The following is a 19,497-nucleotide window of genomic DNA, read 5'->3' as shown; positions in this document are numbered from 1 at the left end:
GAAAGGGCGGGCGGGCGGAAACCTGATTCCGCCTGCCCGCCCCCGCGATCCCCTTGGTGAAGAGGGGTGTCAGTTGAGTTCGACGTTCGCCAGGTCCATGCGGCCCTGGGCGTCGACCTCGACGTTCTTCACGGACTTGGAGTAGGCCGAAGAAGACATGTAGGTGAAGACGGGGATATACGGAAGGTCGTGGATGATCATGTCATCGGCCTTCTGGTACAGCTTCAGACCCTCCGCGGGGTCCTTCGCCTCGTCCGCCTGCTTCATGACGGCCTCGAACTCGTCGTTCTTGTAGTGGCCGTAGTTGGAGCCGTTCTCGATCGCGACCTTCGAGAAGATCGGACGGAGGTAGTTCTCGGCCGCCGGGTAGTCCATGGACCACGCCATGCGGAACGCGCCCTTGTACTTCGAGGCGCCCAGGTCGTCCAGCATGTCGCCGAACTTGGCGTACGGCTTGGCGGTGACCTCGATGCCGAGGTTCTGCTTCAGCTGGTTCGCGACGGCCTCGATCCACTCCTTGTGGCCGCCGTCGGCGTTGTAGCCGAGCTCCATCTTGTTGCCCGGGATGCCGCCGGCCTTCTCGAAGATCTCCTTCGCCTTGGCCGGGTTGTACGTGCCGAACTCGCCGAGCGCGCCCTTGCGGTAGCCGGGGACGATCGGGCTGATGAAGTCGTCGGCCGGCTTGCGGGTGCCGTTGAAGATGCTCTTGCCGATGGCGTCCCGGTCGATGGCCATCGAGATCGCCTGGCGGATCTCGAGCTTGCCGAAGGTCTCGGGGTTCTGCTCGAGCGGCAGGCCGAGGTAGCCGACGCCGGACTCGGGCTTGTAGATGTAGCGGTCGCCGAACTCCTGGGAGACGGTGGCCATCGCCGAGATGGGGAGCTTGTCCAGGATCTGGATGTTGTCGGCGCGCAGGTCGTTGTACGCCGTGTCCAGGTTGTCGTAGATCTTGAAGGTGACGCCGGACAGCTTGGCGCGACCCTCGGCCGGGTACTTGTCGTACCGCTTGACCTTGATCTGCTTGTTGTGGTCCCAGACGCCGTCCATCTGGAAGGCGCCGTTGCCGATGGGGGCCTCGCCGAACTTCTTCGGGTCGGCCTCGAAGGCCTTCGGCAGCGGGTAGAAGGCGTTGTAGCCCAGCATCGTCTTGAACTGGGAGAAGGACTCCTTCAGCGTGACGGTGAAGGTCTTCTCGTCAACGACCTTGAGGCCCTTGAGCTCCTTGGCGGTGGGCTTCTTGTCCTTGCCCGGGGCCAGCTCGTCGGAACCGTCGATCTTCGCGAAGAACGGCAGGCCCTCGGCGGCGTTGTCCTGGTTGGCACCCCAGTTCCAGGCGCGGACGAACGACTGGGCGTCGACCTTCTCGCCGTTGTGGAAGGTGTAGCCGTCCTTGATCTTGATCGTCCAGGTCTTCGAGTCCGTGGTCTCGATGGACTCGGCGACCGCGAGCTTCGGCTCATTGGTCTTGTTGTCGTAGTTGACCAGACCGGTGAAGAGCGCGTGGAGGACCTCGGCACCTTCGGACTCGGCGGTGTTCTGACCGACCAGGCCGTGCTGCGGCTCACCAAGCTGAACGGTGATGTTGCCGCCACCCTCGCCTGCGTTGTCCTTGCTGGTGCTGCAAGCCGTAGCGGCCATCGCCACGACGACGGCACCCGCGACCCACTTGGCGCTCGTTGCTCCGCGCATGGGTAATTGCCTCCTCAGGAGTCACTGTCGATACGTGAAGGACCCGGCTCCCGCTGACACCCCTGACAGCGAAATCCGGTCCCATCGTGTGTGCTCGTGAGTCGGCGCTCCCCACAGCGCGTGACCCATTGACCCGAGCTCAATGGAGCCATCCTCAGGGACGCCCAGACCGTAAACCACACTTAAGTGGTCTCGTTTTCACAACATCACCGCATGGCGAAAACCCGAAATCCGGACAAACAGATAGGAGACAGACACGTGCGAAACGGACGGTTAGCTCACCTTCCGGAGTGTCACGGTCGGAATGCGGACACCTGAACGCAATAATCCGCTTGACAAACGCGAACAGCCCCTCCCGTCACCACACTTGTGACGGGAGGGGCTGTTCGTCAGCCGGGCTACGGGCGGTCCCCAGGCGCCGCCTGGGGAACCCCGGTACTACTTACCGGACTTGGCGCGCGACGCGGTGCGCGAGCGCTCCTTCTGGTCCAGGACGACCTTGCGGATGCGGACGGCCTCCGGGGTCACCTCGACGCACTCGTCGTCGCGGCAGAACTCCAGGGACTGCTCCAGGGAGAGCTTGCGGGGCGGCACCACGTTCTCGGTGTTGTCCGCGGAAGCCGCACGCATGTTGGTGAGCTTCTTCTCCTTGGTGATGTTCACGTCCATGTCGTCGGAGCGCGAGTTCTCGCCGACGATCATGCCCTCGTACACCTCGGTGCCGGGCTCGGTGAACAGGACGCCGCGCTCCTGCAGGTTGATCATCGCGAACGGCGTGACCGAACCGGCGCGGTCGGCGACCAGCGAACCGTTGTTACGGGTCACCAGCTGGCCGAACCACGGCTCGTGGCCCTCGTGGATCGAGTGGGCGATACCCGTACCGCGGGTGTTCGTCAGGAACTCCGTACGGAAGCCGATGAGGCCGCGCGACGGGACGACGAACTCCATGCGGACCCAGCCGGAGCCGTGGTTCGACATGTTGTCCATGCGGCCCTTGCGGACGCCCATGAGCTGCGTGACCGCGCCCATGTGCTCCTCGGGGACGTCGACCGTCATGCGCTCGACCGGCTCGTGGGTCTTGCCGTCGATCTCCTGCGTGACCACCTGCGGCTTGCCGATGGTGAGCTCGAAGCCCTCGCGGCGCATCTGCTCGACCAGGATGGCGAGCGCGAGCTCACCGCGGCCCTGGACCTCCCAGGCGTCCGGGCGCTCGGTGTCGAGGACGCGGAGCGAGACGTTACCGATCAGCTCGCGGTCCAGACGGTCCTTGACCTGGCGGGCGGTGACCTTGCGGTCCTTGACCGCGGACTTGGCGTCCGCGCCCTTGCCGCTGCCGCCGCGGCCGACCATCGGGGAGGTGTTCGTACCGATGGTCATGGAGATCGCCGGCTCGTCGACCGAGATCAGCGGGAGCGCGATCGGGTTCTCCGGGTCGGCCAGGGTCTCACCGATCATGATGTCGGGGAAACCGGCGACCGCGCAGATGTCACCCGGGCCGGCCACCTCGGCCGGCTTGCGGGTGAGCGCCTCGGTCATCATCAGCTCGGTGATGCGGACGTTGGAGATCGTGCCGTCACGCTTGATCCACGCGACGGTCTGGCCCTTGCGGAGCTCACCCTGCTCGACGCGGACCAGGGCGATGCGGCCGAGGAAGTTGTCGGCGTCCAGGTTGGTGACGTGGGCCTGGAGGGGCGCCTCGTCGTCGTACACCGGGGCGGGGACGTGCTCCAGGATGGTGGAGAAGAACGGCTCCAGGCTGTCGCTGTCCGCGGGGACGGTGCCGTCCTCGGGCTTGGTCAGCGAGGCGACGCCGTCACGGCCACAGGCGTAGACGATCGGGAACTCGATCTGCTCCTCGGTGGCGTCCAGGTCCAGGAACAGGTCGTACGTGTCGTTGACGACCTCGTCGATCCGGGAGTCCGGGCGGTCCGTCTTGTTGATGCAGAGGATGACCGGCATGTTCGCCTGCAGGGCCTTGCGCAGGACGAAGCGGGTCTGGGGCAGCGGACCCTCGGAGGCGTCCACCAGCAGGACTACGGCGTCCACCATCGACAGACCGCGCTCGACCTCACCACCGAAGTCGGCGTGGCCGGGGGTGTCGATGATGTTGATCGTGATCGGGGCCCCGCCGTCCTTGGGGTGATACTTCACCGCCGTGTTCTTGGCGAGGATCGTGATGCCCTTCTCACGCTCCAGGTCGTTCGAGTCCATCATGCGGTCGTCGAGGTGCTGGTGGGCGGCGAAGGCACCGGCCTGCTTGAGCATGGCATCGACGATGGTCGTCTTGCCATGGTCGACGTGGGCGACGATGGCGACGTTACGGATGTCGTGGCGCGTGGGCACTTCGGCGCTTCTCCCGGGATCGTGGATGGCGTCGCGTACGGTCCGGCACGCGCGCCTCGACCGGGCGGAAAACCTGCCACGGCCTTACCCCATCGTACGTCGCGTGGCGGGAACTGCCCGCCGGGGGGTCTGTCAAGAGGCCGGATGACTGAGGAGGACCGGGTCTGGGGTGGGGGGTCCCGGGCATCGGTGGAGCAGTGGAACTACGGGAAACACGCGGGTCAACGGGTACGCACGACCTTGCCCGCCGGGGTGTCCGGCGGGCAAGGGAATTGAGTCACATCTGAGCTTGTGACCCGCGGGTCAACCTGACTGGCACCTCTTTGTCACTACTTCTTCTCCTTGGCGTTCTTCTCCGTGGCGGCCGGGGACTTCTTCCAGCCGATGTCCTGGAAACGGGGGGCACCGAGGCCGAAGGCACCCGCGTTGACCAGGCTGGGCTTGACCGCCACGAGCTCGGGACGCTGGTAGAGCGGGATGGATCCGGCGGCGGCCCAGATCCGGGCGTCCGCCTTGCGGATCAGATCGCGGGAGGCTCCCTCGTCCAGCTCGCCGAGGGCCTGGTCGAACAGCTGGTCGATGTGGTCGGTGCCGACCCGGGTGTAGTTCTGTTCGACGAGGAGCGAGCCGTCGGCGGCCGGCTCCGGCTTGGCGAAGATCGGCCGCGCGTCGGTGGCCGGGTAGGCGGTCGCGGGCCAGGAGTAGAGCGCCAGGTCGTACTGGCCCGAGGCGATGTGGTCCTTGAAGAAGCTCTCGTCGGCGACCTTCTTCAGCTCGGCCTGGATGCCGACCTTCTGGAGCATCTGGGCGATGCGCTCGCCGACCGCGCGCAGCGACTCCGAGCCGGGGCCCGAGGGGAGGACGAAGCGCAGGCTGAGCGCCTTGCCGTCCTTGGCCAGCATGCTGCCGGAGGTACGGGCCTGCTTGGCCGGGGCGGGCGCCGCGGAGGCCTTCCCCTGCCCGGCCCCGTCGCCCTCGCGGACCGGGGCGCCCTTGGCGTCGGTGTCGGTGTCGGTGTCGGTGGTGGCGGTGTCCCGCGCCGCGTCCGGGCCGGCGGCCGCCCGGGCCACGTCGGCCTGGGCGAGCAGCGAGGCCTGCTGCTGGGCGGCGAGCGGGGTGACCGTGAGCGCCGGGGACAGTCCGGGACCGGCGGCGGGCCGGGCGTCCTCCGGGTTCCCGGCCCCGCCCTGCTCGTCCCCGCCCCGCTCGTCGCCGTTGCGCTCGTCGTCCTGGCCAACGACGTACAGGCCGTCGTTCCCCGTGCCCGGCCCGGACGGGGTCTTCCCGTCGTCCTCGGAGCTCGCCTCGGGGCCGGCCTTCGCGCCCGACGGCTCGGTGATCTTCCCGCCCCGCCTCCAGCCCGCGTCCGCGAGCAGCGCCTGGGCCGCCTGGGTGTCCTGGCCGCCGAGGGCGTCGCTGTTGTCGGCGTACGCCGGCTGCCCGGCCAGGGCCAGGTGGCTGCCGACGGGCTTGGCGGGCAGGCCCAGCGGCTTCAGGACGATCTCCGCCAGCGCCTTGCGGTCCAGGGCCCGGGCCACGGCCCGCCGGACCCGCTCGTCGGCCAGCGGCCCCGAGGCGCCGTTCATGGCGAGCTGGGTGTAGGCCGGCTCCAGGGACTTGCGGACCGCGAAGGTGCGCAGGGCGTTCTGCTCCTCGGCGTACTTCTTGGCGGCCTCGGCGTTCGCGGCCCGGCTGGCCTGCTCCTCCTTGGCCTTGCTCTCGTCCGCGCCGTAGGCGATCGCCCAGGACATCGTGGCCTGCGCGGCGGTCACCGAGGCCCCGGGCCCGTGCGCCGGGGCGCCACCGGCCCCCTCGGCCCCCTGGGCGGCCTTCGCGTCCCGGTGGGCCAGCGCGATCCGGTCGGCGCCGGTGCGGTCGATCTCCGCCATGTCGAGCTTGCCGGCGGCCAGCGCGGCCGGCCGCTCCGCCCGGGGCACCGCCGTCAGCACCAGGGTGTCCAGCTTGGCGGGCCGGCCCCACCAGCGCGCGTTGCGGGTCAGGGCGACGGTGGCGGTCTTCTTGTCGACGGCGCCGAGGTTGAAGGCACCGGCGGTGACCTTGAGGGCGCCGCGGGCCCCCTCGTTGAAGGCGTCCGGGGTGCCCGTGACCTGCTTCGGGTAGAGCGGCGTGAACAGGGAGCGCCAGTCGGTGTACGGCTTGGCGAAGGTGACCTTGACCTCCAGGTCCGTCTTGCCGCGCTCGATCTTCTCGATCCGCTCGTACCCGGCGTTGCGGGCCGTCCAGTAGGCCGAGTCCTTGCCGTTCAGGGCCCGCCACTGGGCGACGAAGTCGGCGGCGCCGATCTCCCGGCCGTCGCTCCACACCGCCTGCTGGTTGAGCTTGTACAGGACGACCTGCTTGGGCTCGCGTGCGACGATCTCGGCCTTTTCCAGGTAGTCCGGATTGGCCACCGGCTGGCCCTTGGCGTCCATGACGAAGAGCTGCGGCAGCACCGCCCCGGCGATCCGGGCGGTGGTGGCGTCCGCGTCGGCCTGGAAGGTGTTCAGGGTGTCGGGGAGGGTGTCCACGGCCCAGCGCACGACCCCGCCGTCGGCGACCCTGTCGCGGGAGGTCATCGCGATGTCCTGTCCGGCGGCGACGGGACCGCCCTCCTCGTCACCCGCGCCGCAGCCCGCGAGCAGCGGCAGTGCGAGGACTCCCGAGGTCAGGAACGCCAAGGACCTGCGCCTTCTCTGGGACATGGGTGGTACCTCCGGGGCGGGGCGTGGGGAAGCGGGGGCTCAGGCGGCTTGATCACGTTTGGCGGTATATGGAGCTGATCACACTGGGTGCCGGAACCCACTGAAATCCACCGCCCGCCGGACCTCCCGCAGCGGGCCCGCGCCACGCCGCCAACCCCACCCGTGCGGACCAATCCGGCTTGCGGCCGCGGCGCCGGACGCGGGTGCGGACCCCCGGGAAGGGGAGGGGAAGGGGGCGGGGAGGGGCGCACGGATCGCGCCTGCGCGCCCGCAATCCCCGCACGTCCCTTCACAACCGGGGACGGGAGGCGCGACACTCTCAGGCGCACATGAGCGTTGCCACCGCACCCCGCGGAAGTGAGGGCAAGTCATGTCCCTGCAAGACGATTTGACCGCCGTACGGCGGAACCTGGACGAGCTCACCCGCAAGGTGGAGCGGCTGGAGCGGCAGGCCGCGCACCGGCCCCCGGCGGGCGGCGGATCCGCGCCCCCGGACCCGTCGGGGATGGTGACCATCCCCGACACCCCGTACGACAGCTCGCTGTGGACGGATACCGACGACGAGGGTCTCGGTGCCCGGAACCGCCGGGCGCCCTGATCCGGTCCGCACACCCCCGGTCACCCTTCATCACTCCACCCGGAGTTCCCTTTGGCCACAGGTACGGAACCATCCCGGCAGCCGACCGGCGTCCACGGCCCCACCCGCGCCGCGATCGCGGCCCGGCACCTGCGGACCGACCGGTGGTGGCTGGCCCCCGCCGGCACCGCGGCCGGGCTGCTCGCGTTCATCGTCTACTCCACGTGGCGGGCCTTCGCGAACGCCGACTACTACGCCGCCCCGTACGTCTCGCCGTTCTACTCCCCGTGTCTCGCGGAGAACTGCCGGGAGATGCGCGGCGGCCCGAACCTGGACCTGTTCGGCAGCTGGTGGGGCCTGTCCCCCGCCCTGCTGATCCTGGTCTTCCCGCTCGGCTTCCGGCTGACCTGCTACTACTATCGCAAGGCGTACTACCGGGGCTTCTGGGCCTCGCCGCCCGCCTGCGCCGTCGCCGAGCCGCACGCCGCGTACAGCGGTGAGACCCGCTTCCCGCTGGTCCTGCAGAACGCGCACCGGTACTTCTTCTACGCGGCGGTGCCCGTCGCGGGCATCCTCACGTACGACACCGTGCTGACCTTCCGCGACGGCGACTACGCGTGGGGCCACATGGGCCTCGGAACCCTGCTGTTCCTGGTCAACATCACGCTGATCTGGGCGTACACGCTGTCCTGCCACTCCTGCCGGCACATCATGGGCGGCCGCCTGAAGCACTTCTCCAAGCACCCGGTGCGCTACCGGCTGTGGGGGTGGGTCAGCCGGCTCAACGCCCGCCACATGCTGCTGGCCTGGTCCTCCCTGATCAGCGTGGCCCTGTGCGACTTCTACGTGTACCTGCTGGCCAGCGGCACCTTCACCGACCCGAGGATCTTCTGACATGGTTCAAGTCGACCGGCAGCAGTGGGACGTGGTCGTGGTCGGCGCGGGAGGCGCCGGACTGCGGGCCGCGATCGAGGCCCGCGAGCGGGGCGCCCGTACGGCCGTGATCTGCAAGTCCCTGTTCGGCAAGGCCCACACCGTGATGGCGGAGGGCGGGATCGCCGCCTCCATGGGCAACGTCAACGAGGGCGACAACTGGCAGGTGCACTTCCGCGACACCATGCGCGGGGGCAAGTTCCTCAATCAGTGGAGGATGGCCGAGCTGCACGCGAAGGAGGCCCCGGACCGGGTCTGGGAGCTGGAGACCTGGGGCGCGCTCTTCGACCGCACGCCCGACGGGAGGATCTCCCAGCGCAACTTCGGCGGGCACGAGTACCCGCGCCTCGCACACGTGGGCGACCGGACCGGCCTGGAGCTGATCCGCACCCTCCAGCAGAAGATCGTCCAGCTCCAGCAGGAGGACTTCAAGGAGTACGGGGACCACGAGGCCCGGCTCAAGGTCTTCCAGGAGTGCACGGTCACCAGGGTCCTGAAGGAAGGGCCGAGGGTCTCGGGGGCCTTCTGCTACGAGCGCGAGTCCGGCCGGTTCTTCGTCCTGGAGGCCCCGGCGGTGGTGCTGGCCACAGGCGGCATCGGCAAGTCCTTCAAGACCACCTCGAACTCCTGGGAGTACACGGGCGACGGCCACGCGCTGGCCCTGCTCGCCGGGGCTCCCCTGCTGAACATGGAGTTCGTGCAGTTCCACCCCACCGGCATGGTCTGGCCGCCCTCGGTCAAGGGGATCCTCGTCACCGAGTCGGTGCGCGGCGACGGCGGGGTGCTGCGCAACAGCGAGGGCAAGCGGTTCATGTTCGATTACGTCCCGGACGTCTTCAAGGAGAAGTACGCGGAGTCCGAGGAGGAGGGCGACCGCTGGTACGAGGACCCGGACCACAACCGGCGCCCGCCCGAGCTGCTCCCCCGCGACGAGGTGGCCCGGGCCATCAACTCCGAGGTCAAGGCGGGCCGCGGCTCCCCGCACGGCGGGGTGTTCCTGGACGTGTCGACGCGGATGCCCGCGGAGCGGATCCGCCGGCGGCTGCCGTCGATGTACCACCAGTTCAAGGAGCTGGCGGACGTGGACATCACCGCCGAGGCGATGGAGGTGGGCCCGACCTGCCACTACGTGATGGGCGGCATCGCGGTCGACTCGGACAGCGCCGCCACCGTCGGGGTCCCCGGGCTCTTCGCGGCGGGCGAGGTCGCGGGCGGCATGCACGGCTCGAACCGGCTCGGCGGGAACTCCCTCTCCGACCTGCTGGTCTTCGGGCGCCGCGCCGGGCTGCACGCGGCCGGGTACGCCGCCTCCGCCGGCCGCCCCGCAGTGTCGCAGGCGGAGATCGAGGCGGCCGCCGCGGAGGCGCTGGCCCCGTTCCACGCCGACGAGGGCGCGGAGAACCCGTACACGCTCCACCAGGAGCTCCAGACGACCATGAACGACCTGGTCGGCATCATCCGCCGCGCGGGCGAGATGGCCGAGGCCCTGGAGAGGCTCGCCGCCCTGCGGGTACGGGCGGCCCGGGCCGGCGTCGAGGGGCACCGGCAGTTCAACCCGGGCTGGCACCTCGCCCTGGACCTGCGGAACATGCTGCTGGTCAGCGAGTGCGTGGCCCGCGCGGCCCTGGAACGCACCGAGAGCCGCGGCGGGCACACCCGCGAGGACTGCCCCTCGATGGAGCGGGACTGGCGGCCGGTGAACCTGCTGTGCCGCCCGGTGGACCCGGCGCCCGCCGATCCGGCGGCCGGCCGGATCGCCCTCGTCCGCACCCGTACCGAACCCATCCGCCCCGACCTGCTCGCGCTGTTCGAGAAGGACGAGCTGGTCAAGTACCTCGCCGAAGAGGAGCTCTACGAGTGACTACCTACGACGCCCGCTTCCGGATCTGGCGGGGCGACACGGAGGGCGGCGAGCTGCGGGACTTCACCGTCGAGGTGCACGACGGCGAGGTGGTCCTGGACATCGTCCACCGGCTCCAGGCGACCCAGGTCCCGGACCTGGCGGTCCGCTGGAACTGCAAGGCCGGCAAGTGCGGCTCGTGCAGCGCGGAGGTCAACGGGCGGCCGCGGCTGATGTGCATGACCCGGATGTCGGCCTTCACCCGGGAGGAGACGATCAGCGTCACCCCGCTGCGGGCCTTCCCGGTGATCCGGGACCTGGTGACGGACGTGTCGTTCAACTACCGCAAGGCGCGGGAGGTGCCGGCCTTCGTGCCGCCGCAGGGGGTGGCGCCGGGCGCGTACCGGATGCGGCAGGAGGACGTGGAGCGCTCGCAGGAGTTCCGCAAGTGCATCGAGTGCTTCCTGTGCCAGGACACCTGCCATGTGGTGCGGGACCACGAGGAGAACAAGCCCGCGTTCGCGGGACCGCGCTTCCTGATGCGGGTGGCCGAACTGGACATGCACCCGCTGGACGCGGCGCAGGAGGCGGGCCTGGACCGCAAGCGCGCCGCCCAGGAGGACCACGGGCTCGGCCTCTGCAACATCACCAAGTGCTGTACGGAGGTCTGCCCCGAGGGCATCAAGATCACCGACAATGCGCTGATCCCGCTGAAGGAGCGAGCCGTGGACCGCGCGTACGACCCGCTGGTGTGGCTCGGGAACAAGATCCGCCGCCGGACCACCCCGTAGCGGCCCCGGCCGAACGCACGGTGTGGGTGGGGGATCATCCGGCGGGCCCGGGCATGACGCCCGGCCGCCCGGTCCGGCAGGGGGAGCACACCGCCCTCCAGGGCGCCGCCGCGCCTTCCGGCGACGGCGTCGCCCTCGCCCTCCGCCTCCCCGAACCGGCGGGGGTGGCCCCGCCCCCGCCCGGTCGGGGCCACTCCGGGTGCGGGGGCGGGGAAGCGCCCATAATCTCCCAAATGTGACCCCGCCGAGTAGCAGGACGCTGTCCGCCCTCGCCGCCGCGCTGCTCGCGTTCGGCGGGTGGGGGGTGGCCGGGGCGCCTTCGGCCCGGGCGGACGATCCCGTCACGCTGTCCGCGCAGGGCCAGATCACCGACCGCGTCGGCGCCCTCGGCGACCGGCGGCCGGCCGTCGTGGCCGCGCTTGACAAGCTGTACGCGGACCGGAAGATCCAGCTCTTCGTCACCTACGTGAACGACTTCTCCGGCCGCTCCGCCCAGAGCTGGGCCGACGCCACCGCGCAGAAGAACGGCCTCGGCCAGGACGACGTACTGCTCGCGGTGGCGACCGGGGCCCGGCAGTACGCCTATTCGGCCGACGTGGACTCCGGGTTCACCCAGGAGCAGCTCGCGGCGGTGGCCCGTACCGCCATCGAGCCCGCCCTGCGGCAGAACGACTGGGCGGGCGCCGCGATCGGCGCGGCGAACGGCTACGCCGCGGTGCTCGGCGGGCAGCCCGTACCCGTCCCGAAGATCACCCCGGGCGAGGCGGACCCGGGCGGCGGGGCGGGCGGCCAGAGCGGGGCCGGGGACTTCGTGCTCCCGGTGGTCGTCGTCGGCGCGGCGGGCGCCCTCGGGGCGTTCGCGTACACCCGGCGCCGGCGCAGGACCGGGGCCGGTACGAGGGGCACCACCGGCTGGGGCGCCCAGCCGGCCACCACGACCGCCCTGCCGCTGCCGGAACTCGACTCCAAGGCCAAGGCGTTGCTGGTGGACACCGACGACGCGGTCCGCACCAGCACCGAGGAACTCGGCTTCGCCTCGGCCCAGTTCGGCGACGAGGCGGTCGGCACCTTCACCGCCGCCCTGGAGCACGCCAAGAGCGAGCTCACCCAGGCCTTCCGGCTGCGCCAGCAGCTCGACGACGCCTACCCGGAGGACGACGCGACCCGGCGGCGGATGCTGGACGAGATCGTGGCCCGCTGTACGGAGGCGAACCGGCGGCTCGACGCCGAGTCGGCGGACTTCGACCGGCTGCGGGACCTGGAGAAGAACGCCCCGGCGGCGCTGGCCACCGTAGAGGCGCACTTCAGTGAGCTGGCCGGCCGTACGACGACGGCGGAGGCCACCCTGACCGCCCTCGCCGGCCGGTACGCGGACTCGGCCTCGGCCCCGGTGGCCTCCAACGCCGAACAGGCCAAGGCCCGGCTGCTGTTCGCGACGACCAACCTCGGCGAGGCGCGGGTCGCGATCGACGCCGGGGACAACGGCAGGGCGGCCGTGCACGTACGGGCCGCCGAGGGCGCGGTGGACCAGGTGGCGACCCTGGTGGACGCGGTGGAGCGGCGGGCGAAGGAACTCGCGGAGGCGGCCGGGAAACTGGACGGCGCGCTCACCGAGACGCAGACGGACCTCGCGGACGCGCGCGGCCTGCTGAGCGGCACCGCCGAGGGGATCTCCACGGCGGACCTGCGCGGCCGGATCGGCCGGGCGGAGGCGGTCCTGGCCGACGTACGGCGGGAGCGGGCGGGCGGCCGCTACGACCCGATCGACGCGCTGCGGCGCACCGAGGAGGCGGACGCGGCCCTCGACGAGGCCCTGGCGGGGGCGCGCGAGCGCGAATCGGGGCGCCGGCGGGCGGTGGCGCTGCTGGACCAGGCGCTGCTGACGGCCCGCAGCGCGATCGGCGCGGCGGCGGACTACGTCACCACCAGCCGGGGCGCGGTCGGCAGCCAGGCCCGGACCCGGCTCGCGGAGGCGCAGCGCCACCTGGAGCGGTCGCTGGCCCTGACGGACTCGGATCCGGCGGCGGCCCTCGCCGAGGCCCAGCAGGCGGACGCGCTGGCGCGGCAGGCGCAGCAGCTGGCGGAACAGGACGTACGGGGCTACCAGGACCCCTACGCCGGCGGTGGCGGCCGGCGGCAGGGCGGCGGGATGGGCGGCGCGGTGCTCGGCGGGATCATCCTCGGCGAGATCCTGCGCGGCGGGGGCGGCGGCGGCCGGGGCGGCTTCGGCGGCGGCGGTTTCGGCGGCGGCGGTTTCGGCGGGGGCGGCGGACCCGGCCCGGGCTCCTTCGGCGGCGGCGGCACGCGCGGCCGGATGGGCGGCGGCGGCCGCTTCTGAGGCGGCCGCGACCGATGCGCCGCACCCCTTCACCCAAGGAGATCACGATCATGAGCAAGCAGACCGTCCTCGGCCGCGTCACCCAGCTGGCGAAAGCCAACATCAACGCCCTGCTGGACCAGGCGGAGGATCCGCAGAAGATGCTGGACCAGCTGATCCGCGACTACACGAACAACATCACGGAGGCGGAGACGGCGGTCGCGACGACCATCGGCAACCTGCGGATGCTGGAGGCGGACCACACGGAGGACGTGGACGCGGCCGCGGAGTGGGGCCGCAAGGCGCTCGCGGCGAGCCGGAAGGCGGACGAACTGCGGGCGTCCGGGGCGGCGGGGGACGCCGGCAGCGCCGACACGTTCGACGGCCTCGCGAAGGTCGCGCTGGGCCGCCAGCTCCAGTCGGAGAAGGAGGCGAAGACGGCGGAGCCGACGATCGCGGCGCAGACGGAGGTCGTGGCCAAGCTGAAGTCCGGGCTGGATTCGATGCGGAACAAGCTGACGGAGCTGAAGGCGAAGCGCGACGAGCTGGTCGCGCGGGCGAAGACGGCGCAGGCGCAGAACACGATGATGGACGCGGTGAAGAACATCGACGTGATGGACCCGACGAGCGACCTGGCCCGCTTCGAGGACAAGGTCCGCCGGGAGGAGGCCAAGGCCCTGGGCAAGCAGGAACTGGCGGCCTCCTCCCTGGACGCCCAGTTCGAAGCCTTGGACGACCTCGGCACGTCCTCGGAGATCGAAGCCCGCCTGGCGGCCCTCAAGTCCCGCTGATCCGGCCCGTCCAGCCGTTGGAGGGCCGGGTCCGGGGGCCGGCCCCCGGCACGGGCGGCACGGGGTCGGCACGGGCGGCACGGCACCGGCACCGGCATGGGATCGGCACGCCCCCGGAGGGACCCGGTCAGCCGTACATGTTCAGCAGTTGCTCCGCCGACAGCTCCGAGACGGACTCCCCGTCAGCCCCCGGCAGCGGGAGCTCGAACCACACCGTCTTCCCCCGGTGGGTCCGCCGCGTGCCCCAGCCCGCCGACAGCATGCCGACCAGCTGGAGCCCCCGCCCGCCCTCGTCGGTGTCCCGCGCCCGCCGCCGCCGGGGCTGCACCAGGTTCGCGTCCCACACCTCGCACACCAGCGTCCGGTCCAGCAGCAACCGCAGCCGGATCTCCCCTTCCCCGTACCGCAGCGCGTTCGTCACCAGCTCGCTGACCAGCAGTTCGGTGGTGTCCAGCAGCCCCTCCAGCCCCCACGCCGGCAGCTTCGCGCGCGCCAGTTCCCGCGCGCGCCCCACCGACCGGGCCTCCCTCGGCAGTTGCCAGTCGCCCACCGCGTCCACCGGCAGCCCCTGTACCCGTGCCATCAGCAGTGCGATGTCGTCCTCCCCGTGCCGCGTGTCGAGCGTGTTCAGTACGTGGTCGCAGACGTCCTCCAGCGGCCGCACCGGATCGGCCAGGGCCTCCCGCAGGCCCCGCAGGCCCTCCTCCAGCGGGTGGTCCCGCGACTCGACCAGCCCGTCCGTGTACAGCGCCAGCAGCGCGCCCTCGGGGAGGTCGACCTCCACCTCCTCGAACGGCTCCCCGCCCACGCCCAGCGGCAATCCCGTCGGCACCTCCAGCAGCAGCCCCGGCCGCGGTGCGCCGCCCGGTTCCGGGGGTTCGACCAGCACCGGCGGCATGTGGCCGGCGTTGGCGATCGTGCAGCGGCGCGTCACCGGGTCGTAGACGGCGTACACGCAGGTGGCGAGGTAGACCTCCGAGCGGTCCGCGTCCCGTGAGTGCAGCGCCGCCCGCGAGGCCTGCTGGGAGCCGCCGGGCGCGCCGAGCCCCCGGGCGATCTCGTCCAGCGCGCTCAGCACCTCCGCCGGTTCGAGGTCCAGCAGCGCCAGCGTCCTTACGGCCGTGCGCAGTTCGCCCATGGCCACCGCCGCCCGCAGTCCGCGGCCCATGACGTCCCCGACGACCAGCGCCGTCCGGTGCCCCGGCAGCTCGATGACGTCGAACCAGTCGCCGCCGACCTCGGTCGCCGCGTTGCCCGGGAGGTACCGGCAGGCGATGTCCAGTCCCGCCGCCTCCGGGTCCCCCGGGGGCAGCAGGCTGCGCTGGAGTATCAACGCCCGCTCGTGCTCGCGCCGGTACAGCCGCGCGTTGTCGATGCAGACCGCGGCCCGCGCGGCCAGCTCCACCGCCACGGCCCGGTCGCGTTCCCCGAAGGGCTCGCTGCCCTTCGTACGGGAGAACTGGGCGAGTCCGACCACGGTGTCGTGCGCCACGAGCGGCACCAAGAGCGTGGACTGCACGAGGTCGTCCGCCCCGCCGGACACCAGCAGCCGGGGCTGCGCCGTCCGCAGCGCGAGCGCTCCGGGCGAGGCGGCCGGGTACCGGTGGACCTCCCCTACGGAGACCAGCGCGCCGGGACCCGACAGCGGCGCGTCCGACACCGCCGAGGCGAAGGCGACCCGCCGCAGCGGCGCGGACGGCGCCCGCCCGGCCCCCTGCCCGGGCAGCGACGGCAGCCCGGGGCCCTGCGGCCGGGCGGGCCGGTCGTCGTCGCCGAGCAGCAGCCCCTGGTACAGGTCGACGGAGGCCAGGTCGCAGAAGCCGGGGACGGTGACGTCGAGGAGTTCCCGGGCGGTGGTCTCCAGGTCGAGGGAGTTCCCGATCCGGTGCCCGGCCTCGTTGAGGAGGGCGAGGTTGCGCCGTACCCCGGCGGCCTCGCGGGCGGCGAGGTGGCGCCGGGTGACGTCGGTGCCGAGACCGGCGACGCCGATGGGTCGGCCGGAGCCGCCGTGCACCCGGTAGAGGTTGATGGACCAGTGGCGGTTGTCCCGGCTGCCCGGGGCGGCGCCGGTGATCCGCAGGTCGGTGACGGACTCCCCGGTCTCCAGCACCCGGCGCAGGGCGTCGGACATCCGGTCGGCCTCGTGGGCGGGGAGGTAGTCGTGGACGGTGCGGCCGCGGTGCTCCTCGGCGTCGCCGCCAAACACGGTCGCGAAGCGGCGGTTGGCGCGCTGCACGGTGAGGTCCGTACCGAAGAGGACGAATCCGAAGGGAGATTGGCCGAATATGGCCTGCGACGCGGCGAGATCGGATTCGATCCGCCGCAGCGCGCGTACGTCGACGACGACGCACAGCGCGGCCCGCTCACCGGTCTCCGCCCTGGTCGGCATCACATAGATCTCGGCCACGCCGTGCGCACCGTCGCCGCCGGGGATCCGGAACGGGACGAGACCCGTCCATTCCTTGCCGTCGAGGATCTCGGCCACCTTTCGGTGCCCGCCGGCGCGCAGTTCCGGCGGCATGAAGGCCTCGACCGGATCGCGGCCGACCGTCTGGGCCGCGGTGAGGCCGAACAGCTCCTCGGCGCGCAGGCTCCACTGGTCGACGAGCCCGTCCGGACCGATCGAGAACGACGCGACCTTTATGTAGTCATATATCGAGCCAGGCGGGCTGCTGTGCCACATGGAGTCGTGCCATGACTCCTCGGGCACTCGGGCCTGATGTGCCTGCGCAGGTATCTCGCTCACGCGACCGTCCCCTCCAGCTCACCGCAACCGGACCGGCCATGACCGAAGTATTCAGCACCACGGCCCCGGACGGCACGACGTTCACGATCACAAAAAGGTCCCGTTAGTTTCCGGCCACGTCCGGTGATCGTCGGCCATCCTTCCCCTTGTTACTGACCAGGAAGAGCCAACTCGAACCACACCGTCTTGCCCGACTTCCCGTGCCGGGTCCCCCAGCGCCGCGCCGAGACGGCCACGAGGTGAAGTCCGCGGCCGCCTTCGTCATCGGGCTCCGCGACGCGCTCGCGGGGCGGATCCGGAAGCGGATCGGAAACCTCCACGAGCAGTGCGGCGCCCCCCTCGGGCTCCCCGGCGGCCGGATCCGGCCGTACCAGCCGGACCCCGATGGGGCCGGACGCGTGGCGCAGGGAATTGGTGACCAGCTCGCTGACCAGCAGGACGGTCACGTCGCCGACTGCCTCAAGGCCCCAGGCCCGGAGCTTTCCGCGCACGGCGTGGCGGGCGGTGCGGACGGCGCCGGGCTCGGCGGGAAAGGCCCACTCGGCGCATTCACCGTCTGTGTCGATCACGCCGATCACTTCCCGGGCCGGCAGCGACCCCAGTCGGGTTCAGCAGGGACAGAGCCACGAGGAGGAGCATGAGAGAGCAATCAATAGCGACATACCCCACATTTGGGGCGTCGTACCACTCGATCCCACACGCACCGGCGCACTGTGGCGCAGACGGCCTACAGCGCGCGCACCATGCGCCCCGGTGCGACCCGACGTGCTCCCGACCCCCCGCCTCCGCCCCGGCGCGGGCGTCGCGCGGGGGCGTCAGGCGGGTGTCAGCCCCGACCGTCAGGCGGGGGCGCCAGGCGCGGGTGTCAGCCCCGACCGTCAGGCGGGGGCGCCAGGCGCGGGTGTCAGCCCCGACCGTCAGGCCCGGCCTTCGGCGCGCAGCCTGCGGCCGGCCTCCGCGACCGCCGGCCGGTCCTGGTCGAGCCAGTCCACCGAATCCAGCTCCTGCGGCCCGAGCCAGCGCAGCTCGTCGTGGTCCTCCAGCGGCGCGGGCTCCCCGGACACCAGCCGGGCGGTCCACACGTGCAGCACGAGGCCCGGCTTGAGGGGCCACTCCCCCGGGATCCGCTCCAGCGCCTGCGTCTCGACGCCGAGCTCCTCGCGCAGTTCGCGCACCAGCGCCTCGGGTACGGACTCGCCGGGCTCGGTCTTCCCGCCCGGCAGCTCCCAGCGGCCGGCCAGCTCCGGCGGCGCGCTGCGGCGGGCGGCCAGCAGGCGCCCGTCATGACAGAGGGCTCCGCCCACGACCACGCGTACAGTCATGGGCGGAGCCTATGTCAGTGGCCCGGCCGGCCCGTCGCTCAGTTCTTGGTGGCCGTCTGGCTGCCCTGACCGAGCCGCTCGACCCAGTAGAGCTGCTTGTGCCCGTGGCCGCCGAGGCTGTCGACGACCTTCTGGGCCTCGGACCGGGTGGCGTACCGGCCCACCCGATAGCGGTTGCCGTTGTCGTCCTGACGTATGACCAGCCATGGGAGCAGGGCACCGCTCTCGCTCATCGCGCTTCACCCTCCGCCGATGTACCCGCCCGGGAAACCCCATTGCGCATATGCCCGACCTTACGCCCGACCTTTACAGAGCGGATACGGTTTTTCACGAAGAGGTACCTCACAGGCGTACGCATCCGGCCATGCGTACGAGTGCGCCGTGCGCGCCGGTTCACAGCGGGCGCACGGGGTCACCGGCGGCCGTCCTCCCAGGTGACGGCGGCGGCAGGGGCGGGCGCGGGAGTACTCACGCGCGGCCCAACGGGCGCGCGCCGGGGGCGAGTCCGGCGACGACGCAGGTGCGGGCGCTCTCCATCGCACCGGATCCGGCCGGTATGACGCCTCGTCACACCGCCCGGTTCACCGCACCGGCAGGTGGTACGCCAGCCGGTACCGGTCGGCCGGAACCACCACATCGGCGGTCTCGACGGCCAGTCCGGACGCGAAGTACGTACGCCCAATGACCAGCACCACGTGTCCCGGCACCCCGCCGAGGAGCAGGATCTCCTCCGCCAGCCCCGGCCGCGCGCCGACCTCCTCCACCACGTTGTCCACGACGACGTCGATCGCGGCCATCCGGTCGACCACCCCCGAGCCCCCGAGCGGCCCTTCCTCCGGCAGCATCACCGGCGTGCGCCCCGTCACCGCCAGCGGCTCCCACGAGGTCGACAGCATCATCGCCTCGCCCGCGTCGCGGAAGACGTACCGCGTCCGCATCACCCGGTCGCCCGCCGCGATGCCGAGCCGCTTCGCGATCTCCGCCGGCGCGGCCGTCTGCTCGCTGCTCGACTCCCAGGTCCCGCGCGCCCCCGCCTCCGCCTGCTCCTGCCGGAACGGCGTCGAGACGCCGCCCGTGCGGTACCCGGAGCGCGCCACCCGCCGCGGCACCGGCTGCTCCCGTACGTACGTACCCGACCCGGACCGGCCCTCGACCAGCCCCTCCGCCATCAGGACCTTGCGCGCCTCCAGCGCGACCGTGTCCGAGACCCCGTACTCCTCGCGGATCCGGGCCTGCGAGGGAAGCCGGGCGTGCGGGGGCAGGGACCCATCGACGATCTTCCGTCGCAGATCCCCGGCGACGCGCAGATAGGCCGGCTGCTCACCGAAAGTCACTGGCCACTCCCATCAGGTTGACAGACAGCTACACCCTGGCAACCGACGGTTGTGCACCGCAAGCAAGGGCCAGAGTTTCACCCGAAGTGATGAAGCCTGGTCACTCAAACCC

At 71.5% G+C, this 19,497-nt stretch carries 14 protein-coding genes; 6 read left to right on the top strand and 8 right to left on the bottom strand.

What is annotated here, in order from left to right:
* Positions 1 to 69 precede the first annotated feature (69 nt).
* From EES41_RS23640 to EES41_RS23630, 3 genes are all read right to left on the bottom strand, one after another.
* A complete protein-coding gene (locus tag EES41_RS23640) occupies positions 70 to 1,689 on the bottom strand; it encodes an ABC transporter substrate-binding protein (protein ID WP_008737265.1) in 1,620 nt (539 codons plus the stop codon).
* A 438-nt stretch (positions 1,690 to 2,127) separates the two neighbouring features.
* The gene (gene typA, locus EES41_RS23635) at positions 2,128 to 4,032 is read right to left on the bottom strand and encodes a translational GTPase TypA (RefSeq protein WP_008737269.1); all 1,905 of its coding nucleotides are present in this window, start codon (positions 4,030 to 4,032) and stop codon (positions 2,128 to 2,130) included.
* Positions 4,033 to 4,361: 329 nt separating this feature from the next.
* Positions 4,362 to 6,734 carry an ABC transporter family substrate-binding protein gene (locus EES41_RS23630; RefSeq protein ID WP_123080221.1) on the bottom strand — a complete coding sequence of 791 codons (2,373 nt, stop codon included), beginning with the start codon at positions 6,732 to 6,734 and terminating at the stop codon, positions 4,362 to 4,364.
* A 370-nt stretch (positions 6,735 to 7,104) separates the two neighbouring features.
* On the opposite strand from EES41_RS23630, the gene EES41_RS23625 reads away from it, so the two are divergent.
* From EES41_RS23625 to EES41_RS23595, 6 genes are all read left to right on the top strand, one after another.
* Positions 7,105 to 7,332 (top strand): hypothetical protein, encoded by a 228-nt coding sequence (locus tag EES41_RS23625; protein WP_008737273.1) that lies wholly within the window; start codon positions 7,105 to 7,107, stop codon positions 7,330 to 7,332.
* A gap of 51 nt (positions 7,333 to 7,383) precedes the next feature.
* Complete coding sequence (locus EES41_RS23620; protein ID WP_073795198.1) at positions 7,384 to 8,205, top strand: hypothetical protein; 822 nt, start codon at positions 7,384 to 7,386, stop codon at positions 8,203 to 8,205.
* A gap of 1 nt (position 8,206) precedes the next feature.
* Positions 8,207 to 10,105, top strand: coding sequence for a fumarate reductase/succinate dehydrogenase flavoprotein subunit (locus EES41_RS23615; protein ID WP_073795197.1), 1,899 nt, complete (start codon positions 8,207 to 8,209; stop codon positions 10,103 to 10,105).
* A complete protein-coding gene (locus EES41_RS23610; RefSeq protein ID WP_123080220.1) occupies positions 10,102 to 10,875 on the top strand; it encodes a succinate dehydrogenase/fumarate reductase iron-sulfur subunit in 774 nt (257 codons plus the stop codon). The genes EES41_RS23615 and EES41_RS23610 overlap by 4 nt, the downstream gene beginning before the upstream one ends.
* A 280-nt stretch (positions 10,876 to 11,155) precedes the next feature.
* A complete protein-coding gene (locus tag EES41_RS23600; RefSeq protein ID WP_254211782.1) occupies positions 11,156 to 13,213 on the top strand; it encodes a TPM domain-containing protein in 2,058 nt (685 codons plus the stop codon).
* A gap of 50 nt (positions 13,214 to 13,263) precedes the next feature.
* Entirely contained in the window at positions 13,264 to 13,983 is a 720-nt protein-coding gene (locus EES41_RS23595; RefSeq protein WP_123080217.1) for a PspA/IM30 family protein, read from the top strand.
* Positions 13,984 to 14,110: 127 nt separating this feature from the next.
* Here the strand turns inward: EES41_RS23595 and EES41_RS23590 are convergent, their stop codons facing one another.
* From EES41_RS23590 to EES41_RS23570, 5 genes are all read right to left on the bottom strand, one after another.
* Complete coding sequence (locus tag EES41_RS23590; protein ID WP_123080216.1) at positions 14,111 to 16,666, bottom strand: SpoIIE family protein phosphatase; 2,556 nt, start codon at positions 16,664 to 16,666, stop codon at positions 14,111 to 14,113.
* 212 nt (positions 16,667 to 16,878) lie between these two features.
* Complete coding sequence (locus EES41_RS23585; RefSeq protein ID WP_123080215.1) at positions 16,879 to 17,307, bottom strand: ATP-binding protein; 429 nt, start codon at positions 17,305 to 17,307, stop codon at positions 16,879 to 16,881.
* 339 nt (positions 17,308 to 17,646) lie between these two features.
* Positions 17,647 to 18,051 carry a (deoxy)nucleoside triphosphate pyrophosphohydrolase gene (locus EES41_RS23580; protein ID WP_123080214.1) on the bottom strand — a complete coding sequence of 135 codons (405 nt, stop codon included), beginning with the start codon at positions 18,049 to 18,051 and terminating at the stop codon, positions 17,647 to 17,649.
* Positions 18,052 to 18,089: 38 nt separating this feature from the next.
* Complete coding sequence (locus EES41_RS23575) at positions 18,090 to 18,284, bottom strand: hypothetical protein (protein ID WP_037790894.1); 195 nt, start codon at positions 18,282 to 18,284, stop codon at positions 18,090 to 18,092.
* Between the two features lie 348 nt (positions 18,285 to 18,632).
* Entirely contained in the window at positions 18,633 to 19,385 is a 753-nt protein-coding gene (locus EES41_RS23570) for a GntR family transcriptional regulator (RefSeq protein ID WP_073773211.1), read from the bottom strand.
* Between the last annotated feature and the right edge of the window lie 112 nt (positions 19,386 to 19,497).

The organism is Streptomyces sp. ADI95-16 (assembly GCF_003721495.1).
GTDB lineage: Bacteria > Actinomycetota > Actinomycetes > Streptomycetales > Streptomycetaceae > Streptomyces > Streptomyces goshikiensis.
This window is presented reverse-complemented; position numbering and strand designations above follow the sequence as displayed.